Source organism: Clostridium vitabionis (assembly GCF_015351765.1).
GTDB lineage: Bacteria > Bacillota > Clostridia > Lachnospirales > Lachnospiraceae > Clostridium_R > Clostridium_R vitabionis.
Map to the genome: position 1 here is coordinate 1 of NZ_JADKQA010000029.1, position 1,325 is coordinate 1,325.

At 35.5% G+C, this 1,325-nt stretch carries 1 protein-coding gene; it reads right to left on the reverse strand.

The window, feature by feature from the left end; translation table 11 throughout:
• Positions 1 to 57 precede the first annotated feature (57 nt).
• Positions 58 to 1,149, reverse strand: coding sequence for a hypothetical protein (locus ISF27_RS13130; protein ID WP_194611912.1), 1,092 nt, complete (start codon positions 1,147 to 1,149; stop codon positions 58 to 60).
• Positions 1,150 to 1,325 lie beyond the last annotated feature (176 nt).

Consider the following 1,325-nt stretch of genomic DNA (forward strand, 5'->3'; position numbering starts at 1 on the left):
GAAAGAGTTGGAGCGAAATACTCCAACTCTCAATTTTGGAGCGTTTTGCTCCAACTGTTAACATAGGGTACGCGGAAATACTTCTCGCTTACGTTTTGGATATCGCTCTTCAACATTGTTATGATATTTGTTTGATGCTATACCATGTACTGTTTCTTCACTATAATTGCCGCCTTCATCACAACCGAAAATCAAAAGCAATCGCTTCGTTTCAGACACGGAGAATATTGCCTCCTTATAAGCTCGTGAATTAATCAACGGCTCCCCCTCTATAAAATCTATCGAAGAGTAGCCTAACCGTGATATGGATGTGATACAATCTCGAAATACGGCCTCATTAAAGTCGTCAAAAATCTGGTTCTGAAGGTTATATCCCCTTGCAAGTGTAAATATTTGATAGATAAGAAAAGACGGAAGCAGAGCCACATTTGACACAATAATCTGATTTCTGCTGTCATTATAAATAAACGGATGACAGAATAGAGATAGGTCTTGTGGATTAAACATTAGCATATCAGGTGTTGCCAAAGTTCTTTTATGTTGGAATCTTACACACATTTCATTAAAAACGTCTTCATATCCAACTCGCTGTCTAATATAGTCAGCATCAAATGTGACTAATTTGGAATTTCTTTCTATCTTTGATGCATCTGGAACATAGTACTCTTTTGATTCATCATTGATTACATCGTCACATTTCAGACCATTCTCTATAAAGTCGGAAATTTCCAATACAGTGCTTATTAGCTGATCTACTTTTTGAAGATATTCAGTATCATACTCATTATGTTCCTGAAGTACGTTAACTAACAATTGTAAATAATATGCAGGGTCCTGATCTATGCCATTAAACACCCAATGATTTCCCCTATAGATTACCCTCTGCTTATAGATATTTTCGTTCGGATCAATCGTCAATCTTATTTGTTCATTAGAAACTACTTGATTAATCAATCGCCGGAATTTCCCAGCACTCATCTTAAAGCTATTTTGAAAATCGCTTCTTGCCAATGATGTGATTTCATCAATTAATGTATCGATGAAAAGAGTTTTATTTTGATTTCTAGACTCAATGGTTGTACCAGCCAGTCTGGCAATAATATCAAACACATCATATCTTTTTATTTCCTCGATATATTCCTCGTACATATATACATCCTTACCTATTATTGTATTAAGTCGTCACATTGTTCGTATATTCAATTATACCTCCATCACGTCTGTTTTTTCGGCGCCGATTGTAAAATGAAGTTGGACATCTGAATAAAATAAAGATCCATGGCAGGATCTTTGGTAGAATGTAAGTCACCACAACAAACTTTCTA